Below are 6,597 nucleotides of genomic sequence, written 5' to 3'. Positions count from 1 at the left end.
TTGGGGAAAAAGGAGGATAATAGATACGGGGGCCGGGGGGGGATCGGGGTCGTTGACCCCCCTCCCGGCCCCGTCGCTCGCTCGCAACAAAATCAAGGGATTAACACCGGGATTGGTGATACCCGGTACACTCCCCAAACAAATAACTTATGTGGTACACTTGCAATCCTCCAAAAGGAAGATAAGCGCATAGCTCCCCTGATGTCGAAATATGAAGGATTTAGCTTTTTGCATAGAATTTGTTGAGCATCATTCCTTCGTTCTTTCGGCACCAGGTTTTCGGATGCTTGAACTCTATGCCCCCTTGTATGAGACTCCGGGGACACAGATAACAACGATGCCACTCTCGTTGGTCAAAACGATTACCTACCATAGATTCTCCAAAAAGACTTTCGATTTTTGGCACTGTGTGGTTAGGCTGATGGCTCAATACATCGGCAAAGAAATTAAGGCTATGCTGCGAGTTTTGTTCGCAACTCATTTTTTCGCTCTGCTAGTCTATATTGTCTGGGTTCTAGACACGTTTAAATCTGCCGACACTGAACCGTGCAACATTGAGTCTAATCGCGACCCGCCAAAAATCTTTATTCCTATCCCAAAGATTGAATCTCATGGTTGTGCTCGCAGCGACCTAACCATCCGCTCGCTTATTTTTTAGCGGGGCGGTTCCACTCGTGTTTTAAGCTTTTTAATTCTACGTAAACGCCAAAAACCACTGCTATCAATTGGAACCTGACGCAGTGGTCTTTGGAATTCAGGCCGAAGGGGCCATCCACTTACCATGAATATTAACTCAGATAACGGACAAAGCACAAGCCGTGCACTTCTTCGTGCATCCAAAACCAGCCCTTGCCCCCACTGTGGTAAACCAGACTGGTGCTACTTCATCGGCGAACTTTCAGTATGTAACCGCGAACAGCCACCCGCTACGGGCTGGGAAGCAACATCGAAAGCCGATAAGGATGGCAAAATTTACTACGCTCCCATCCAACAGAAAAAATCTATCCGTCCCAAGCAAACTCGCTATTGGGAATATTTCACCCGCGACGGCTCCCCGCTTGTTCGCGTTGTACGTTTCGACGATGGGCAAGGTGGCAAACCTAACTGGACTCAACAAAGCTGGGGTAAGTGCAAAAGTTCTCGGCAGATTGGCTGGATAGGAGGGACGGAAGGAGTAGCGCGTGAAAATATCCCGGTTTATCGCTACGCAGAGGTCAAAAAAGCGATCGCAAATAACGAGCTTATTTTCATCGTTGAGGGAGAATCTTGCGCCGATATACTTTGGAGCTTGGGTTTGGCCGCTACCTGCAACATTGGTGGCTCTAGCAAGTGGCGAAACACTGACACAAGCGATTTAGAGGGCGCGACAGTCGTCATCGTCCCGGATCGCGATAAACCAGGAATCAAACACGCTGAGCTATTGCATCAAGAATTTCCCGGCGCGCTGTGGCTTTATCCTTTCCCTGAGTCTAAAGCCTGGGAAAACCTACCCGAAAGTAAGGGGCTAGACATTGCGGACTGGGTGGAACATCACAAGCTAACTGCTGAGGATATCAAAGCGGCGATCGGAGACAAGAAAACTTTTGAAGTTCCCCGGCAGGCGCAAAAAGTTGTTACTCATCCAAAATTTGAAGCCCCTAACCTCTCCGACCTAGCGACCAAAATTGACGAACTGCTCGACTCCGACTTAAGAAGGTCGCAGCTTCAAATTAAAATTTCAGAGCTGGCTCAGACTTACCGACTTACTCCGGCAGAAGTTCAGAAAATTTATCGCACTCGCGAGCAAGAGCTGGAACAAGAACTGGAGCAAGAAGATACAGCGGCCGAAGTTGCTCGTCTGCTCTCTGCCCAAAAATCACAGATTGAATTATCCGAAATTCTCCCCCCTGGGCTAGCGGCACCCATCGAAAAACTAGCGGCAAAACTCAATCTAAAAACTGAGTGCTACTTGGCGGCCCTTCTCACTCAAGTTTCAAGTCTATTTAAGGTCGGCTCAGAAGTTTTGCTCCGGCGCGATACTGACTACCGCTGCACCCCTAACTATTTCGCTGGCATCGTTGCTGAGTCATCTCAGAAAAAATCCCCCATCATGCGGGCAATGATAGACCGACCGATGCAATCCCTACGAGAGAAGGCTCGAAAGGAACACCAAAAAGCCGTCGCAGACTATGAGGAAGAATACAGACAGTGGAAAGCGGCTAAAGGGGAAAACAAGGGATTACCACCGAAAGAACCTCGACAAAGGGTCTACTGGTTTTCTAAGACCACAGGGGAGGGCATTTTGTATCAAGCCTCTGAGTTCCCTGACCAAGCTTTGATGTACCGCTGTGATGAGCTCGCGGGGTTGTTTAAGTCAGCCAACCAATACCGAGGGGGTAAGGGTAGTGATGATGAAGACTTGCTTGAGTTTTGGAACGGTACAGGCAGCACAGTTCTGCGGGCTTCTGGCACTAAAGCAGACATTGATGGGTTACTACTGAGCGTTTTTGGAACCATCCAGCCTGATGTACTAGCAGGGCTTCTTAAAGATTGCAGCGACTCTAACGGGAAGTTTGCTCGCTTTGACTTCGTGTTTCAGCCGTTAGCCGCGTCTAAGCTCTCAGAAGAGGATAGTGGCGGTCTTGATATCACACCGATGCTCAGTGCGCTGTACATGAAGATAGACGCTCTGCCAGCCTTAAAAATGGAGCTAAGCCCTGACGCTAAAAGACTTTTCACTGCTTTTTATAACGCAATGGAAGACAGACGGGTTACAGAACCCAAACAAGGTATTCGGGCGATGGTCGGCAAAATGCCTGAGAAAGTTGGCAAGATGGCCGCTATCATCCACGTTCTAACCTGTGCTTTCAACGGCGTGGATGTTAACCCCTTAATTCCTAAAACTGTAATGGAAGCAGCGATAAAGTTTGTCAAATTTAGCTCTGACCAAATTGCCAGCCTCTATGCTGAGTTTTCTGATCGCACTGCTTTAGCTCCCAACTTGGCAAAAATCATCTCGCTCGCAGAACGCAAGGGGGGGACAATTTCGCTTTACCAAATTAGGCAATCTTTTAACGGCAAAGAGCGGCCAGAGGTGCAGCGAGTTCGAGAGTGGCTTACTGAGCTGTCAAACTTGAAATACGGTGAGGTTACATCAGAAGGGCGAAAAATTACCTTTATTTTAAGTCCACAGTCCACATTGTCCACATTCGCCGAAAACCCATACACTGACAAGGTTTATCCTGTCCACATTCCTGAAAATACCAGTCCACAAAGTCCACAATCTCCCCTCCTAGAAACCTCAAAAGTGGACGAAAGTGGACTAAAAGTGGACTACTCAGTCCACATTGCTAAACCCTTATCTAGTAAGGCTTTAAAGCCTAATGTGGACAATGTGGACTTAATTTTGCCAGCTTCTAAAAATACTCAGCCTTTAATGATGAGCTGTACTACAGAAATCACCCCAGAAGATGCTCAAACACTTCAAGATATTGCTTTGGTTTGGTGGCCCGAATACTACCCTGCACAATTGCAAAACCTACTTACCCAGATGTACGGATGGAACGCGCCGGGGATTAAATATGATGTGGCTGTTATTGCTGAGTGGTTGGCAACACAAGACGAGCTGATTTGTGAGCGCATTACTGAACTCGTGCATCAGAAGACAGCATCCCTGACTTGATAAGGATGCGCTAGTGGGGGTGTGCCAATTGCTTGTGCCACTCCCGTCTAACGACTGTGCCAGTTTCTTAAAATTACTGTGCCAGTAAAGACTTTCGGCTCTAAGTCAGGATATGAACCTAACCTGATGTAACTCCAACGGGTTCAGGCTCTAGGCGGGAAAATATGCCAATCCCCGCCTAAACTTCTAGCGGGATTTTTTCGATGGCCGCTACAGCTTCAGCTAAAGTGGCAAAATTTCCGTTCGGCCGTCGGAAAAATAGCCGCCACGCCGTCCGCAAGGACACCAAAAACTCGTGTGTCACGCGCTTGACACTACTTAATATCACTGTTATAGTAAATGAAACGCCTGACACAAGCGATTCAACTATTATGCCTAACCCCAAAGGACACGAAGACTCAATCAAAGATTCTCGCTTTAAAGCTGCTTGGCAATCTGGCCCTACTCGCACTATTCGAGTTCCGATCACCCTGGCTGACGCTACTCTCGACTATGCTCGACAGCTCGATAAAGGTATCGAACCGCGTGACACAGCGGGTATTAGTACCGAAAAACTAACACCTGACGCGGCCATGATGTTGAGCAAGCTTCGAGCTAAGCGGAAAAAATCTAAGGTGGAAATAGCGGATATTGAGGCGCTCTTGGAACTACTAAACAAGAGCTGAGGTGACAAAACTTTACTCGCTACCCTTGACAAGGTGGCTCGAATGCTGCGATCGTAAGTAATTAAGGAAGATGTTGCGCGACCGACTAGCGATTCCACCCGCTAACCGAGTCACGACTTCCCCAAATCGTTCTCTTTCAACGTTTGGAGCTAAATTATCATGCCATATTCAGCCGATCGCTTTTCTGGGCGATCGCAACTCTTAACGGAGTTAGTGGGGTTTCGCCATGACTAAGCCCCTGGTCAGCTACCGCCGCATTGACCGCTTAAAAGCGATCGCATTTGAGCGCGGTTTCACTAATGAAGATGCAAAGCAGTTTGGAAAACTCAGCAAAACTGCTACATGGGAAGCGCTGCTAGAACTGTACCTCGTTGACGGTGAATCGCTTGACACAATGCTAGACAACACACTAGACGCTGTAGACAGGTCTGTAGACACTGTAGACCGTGAATCGCGTGACACAAGCGGATGGATTAATGATGGTTCGTCCCCGGTGTGTAGTTTTACTCCCCAAAATTCCCTCAGCTTTTTAGACTGGGTTGACTTTGCTCAACTCGTCGCATTTGTACTCGCATCGGCGGGGGTCTTTGTACTTGCTATGTCCATGTGGCGGCAGATTAACCCTCTGAATTTAATTCCTCCAGTCCGTGTAAACATTCAAATCGGAGCAAAATAATGGGAACAATGACACGACTCTTTGGCGGTGAAAGTAGTGATGCTATCAGCAGTAAATCTGACAAGCTGACCGCCCCTACTGATGCCAGCGTAATCACGCCGCTAAATCCTGGCGCATTTACCAGCATTCGTACTTCCCCTGTTGTTGATGCTCCTCGGTATTTTGATAAAGAGGAAGCTGACAAGCTTAAGGAGTTGGCGAAGGAAAAAACCGAGGGAGCTCGCTACGCAAAAAAAGCCTACAAGTCTCTCGGTCAGATTGAGGAAGCGGATGCCAAAGTTCACAAAGCGCACCGCAAATATGAAGGGGCGGTGGCGACCAATGAACTCACAAAGAAAAAGGCTGATGTTGGGCTGGCTAAGACTTTGCACGGCTTGCGCCCTGGATATGCCCGATTAGGTGTTGGCTTGGAGAAAGCTGAAAATCGTGCTGCTGAAAGGATTGAGGCTATTAAAGCCAAGCTTTTAGGAGGGACTGAGAAATGATTTTGAACGTTTTGCGACGGCTTACAAACTCAGATGCCCGATACTGGCACAACGGTTACTTTGTCCGGGTTTATGAGGATGCTGCTGGCTGGGGCTGGCAGATTTTTCGAGATAACAAATTCATTTACCGCGACGGGCAATTTATCGCGCTAATAGATGGTGGTCATTGTCCAACGGAGTTCGGCGCTCACGAATCCGCACAAGACTACATCAATAATATTTTGAGGAGGCACGAGCCATGATAAAGGCGATCGCACTCGGTGACAGTTTTTTACTGACTGCGATCGCCTCCAGTTTCCTTTGCTGGCTGGCATCGCTCCATCATTCTCTACTGCTGTTTGTGCAAGCGCTGTTCGCGCTCAAGTTGATTGTCAGTGCTAGCGCTTGGGTGCTGGATGATGCAATCATCGCAATCCTAAAAATCGACCTGCTGCAATTCAGATTCAGGCTGATTGCCAGCACAATCGGGGCTTTGGTCGGCGCGGGGGTGATGTTATGTCGCTCTTGAAAGTGTCAGTGCTCTCAATCTCCGGGCTTACCCTCTGGCTCGCTCCCCCGTTTATTTTTTCGCGCAAGGTTCCTCTGCATAATTTCTTGCAAGGTGTCGCCCTGGTGTCTGGCTTTGCCTGCTGCTTTGAAGGTCGGCGGTGTGCTCTGAAAGTGGCTAAAGCTGAGGAGTTTGAGGCTATGAAAGAGCGTGCCATTGATGCTGATGTCGCGGATGAACTTAGCACTTCCATTTACGTGGCTGAACAACAACGGCGCAAGGAAGCTGAGGCAATTTTGGCAGCTTCCGAGGAGGAAGTGGAAGCTAAACGGGAAGCGCTGGAAGCTATATACACCAGCGACTTACAGCCAGAAGCTTCCGCTACCGCTTCCGAACAGGATGCTAGTGATTTACAACTTTGGTGGAAAGTGGAAGCTGCACAGACAGAAGGGAAAACTACGACCTGGATTATAGAAAATATCTTGGGCAAGAAGGGGCGCAAATTCTCTGAAGGTAAAAAGCAGCTTGAGGAATTGTTTAATAAATTTGGGGAAAAAGGAGGATAATAGATACGGGGGCCGGGGGGGGATCGGGGTCGTTGACCCCCCTCCCGGCCCCGTCGC

The 6,597-nt window shown here is 48.5% G+C and carries 8 protein-coding genes; all 8 read left to right on the top strand.

The window, feature by feature from the left end:
• Nucleotides 1–211: 211 nt before the first annotated feature.
• The 8 genes from QUA25_RS28360 to QUA25_RS28325 all read left to right on the top strand — a co-directional run bounded on the left by QUA25_RS28360 (nucleotide 212) and on the right by QUA25_RS28325 (nucleotide 6,540).
• Complete coding sequence (locus tag QUA25_RS28360) at nucleotides 212–658, top strand: hypothetical protein (RefSeq protein WP_333043008.1); 447 nt, start codon at nucleotides 212–214, stop codon at nucleotides 656–658.
• Nucleotides 659–781: 123 nt separating this feature from the next.
• Entirely contained in the window at nucleotides 782–3,661 is a 2,880-nt protein-coding gene (locus QUA25_RS28355) for a DUF3987 domain-containing protein (RefSeq protein ID WP_333043006.1), read from the top strand.
• 203 nt (nucleotides 3,662–3,864) lie between these two features.
• Entirely contained in the window at nucleotides 3,865–4,326 is a 462-nt protein-coding gene (locus QUA25_RS28350; RefSeq protein WP_333043004.1) for a hypothetical protein, read from the top strand.
• 226 nt (nucleotides 4,327–4,552) lie between these two features.
• The gene (locus QUA25_RS28345) at nucleotides 4,553–5,002 is read left to right on the top strand and encodes a hypothetical protein (protein WP_333043003.1); all 450 of its coding nucleotides are present in this window, start codon (nucleotides 4,553–4,555) and stop codon (nucleotides 5,000–5,002) included.
• Between the two features lie 8 nt (nucleotides 5,003–5,010).
• Nucleotides 5,011–5,487: a hypothetical protein gene (locus tag QUA25_RS28340; RefSeq protein ID WP_333043001.1), complete on the top strand. Its 477-nt coding sequence runs from the start codon at nucleotides 5,011–5,013 to the stop codon at nucleotides 5,485–5,487.
• Nucleotides 5,484–5,729, top strand: a complete 246-nt coding sequence (locus QUA25_RS28335) for a hypothetical protein (protein ID WP_333042999.1) — start codon at nucleotides 5,484–5,486, stop codon at nucleotides 5,727–5,729. The genes QUA25_RS28340 and QUA25_RS28335 overlap by 4 nt, the downstream gene beginning before the upstream one ends.
• Entirely contained in the window at nucleotides 5,726–5,995 is a 270-nt protein-coding gene (locus QUA25_RS28330) for a hypothetical protein (protein WP_333042998.1), read from the top strand. The genes QUA25_RS28335 and QUA25_RS28330 overlap by 4 nt, the downstream gene beginning before the upstream one ends.
• Nucleotides 5,983–6,540 (top strand): hypothetical protein, encoded by a 558-nt coding sequence (locus tag QUA25_RS28325; RefSeq protein ID WP_333042997.1) that lies wholly within the window; start codon nucleotides 5,983–5,985, stop codon nucleotides 6,538–6,540. The genes QUA25_RS28330 and QUA25_RS28325 overlap by 13 nt, the downstream gene beginning before the upstream one ends.
• Nucleotides 6,541–6,597: the final 57 nt, after the last annotated feature.

The sequence above is a fragment of the Microcoleus sp. Pol17C6 genome (assembly GCF_036701145.1).
Classification (GTDB): domain Bacteria; phylum Cyanobacteriota; class Cyanobacteriia; order Cyanobacteriales; family Microcoleaceae; genus Microcoleus.
The sequence above is the reverse complement of the archived record's forward strand: the minus strand, read 5'-3'. Positions and strand labels throughout refer to the sequence as shown.

What these genes read in the sequence shown, in the direction of transcription:
- QUA25_RS28360 (WP_333043008.1), top strand. Translation starts at nt 212, where the DNA reads ATGAAGGATTTAGCTTTTTGCATAGAATTTGTTGAGCATCATTCCTTC.
- QUA25_RS28355 (WP_333043006.1), top strand. Translation starts at nt 782, where the DNA reads ATGAATATTAACTCAGATAACGGACAAAGCACAAGCCGTGCACTTCTT.
- QUA25_RS28350 (WP_333043004.1), top strand. Translation starts at nt 3,865, where the DNA reads ATGGCCGCTACAGCTTCAGCTAAAGTGGCAAAATTTCCGTTCGGCCGT.
- QUA25_RS28345 (WP_333043003.1), top strand. Translation starts at nt 4,553, where the DNA reads ATGACTAAGCCCCTGGTCAGCTACCGCCGCATTGACCGCTTAAAAGCG.
- QUA25_RS28340 (WP_333043001.1), top strand. Translation starts at nt 5,011, where the DNA reads ATGACACGACTCTTTGGCGGTGAAAGTAGTGATGCTATCAGCAGTAAA.
- QUA25_RS28335 (WP_333042999.1), top strand. Translation starts at nt 5,484, where the DNA reads ATGATTTTGAACGTTTTGCGACGGCTTACAAACTCAGATGCCCGATAC.
- QUA25_RS28330 (WP_333042998.1), top strand. Translation starts at nt 5,726, where the DNA reads ATGATAAAGGCGATCGCACTCGGTGACAGTTTTTTACTGACTGCGATC.
- QUA25_RS28325 (WP_333042997.1), top strand. Translation starts at nt 5,983, where the DNA reads ATGTCGCTCTTGAAAGTGTCAGTGCTCTCAATCTCCGGGCTTACCCTC.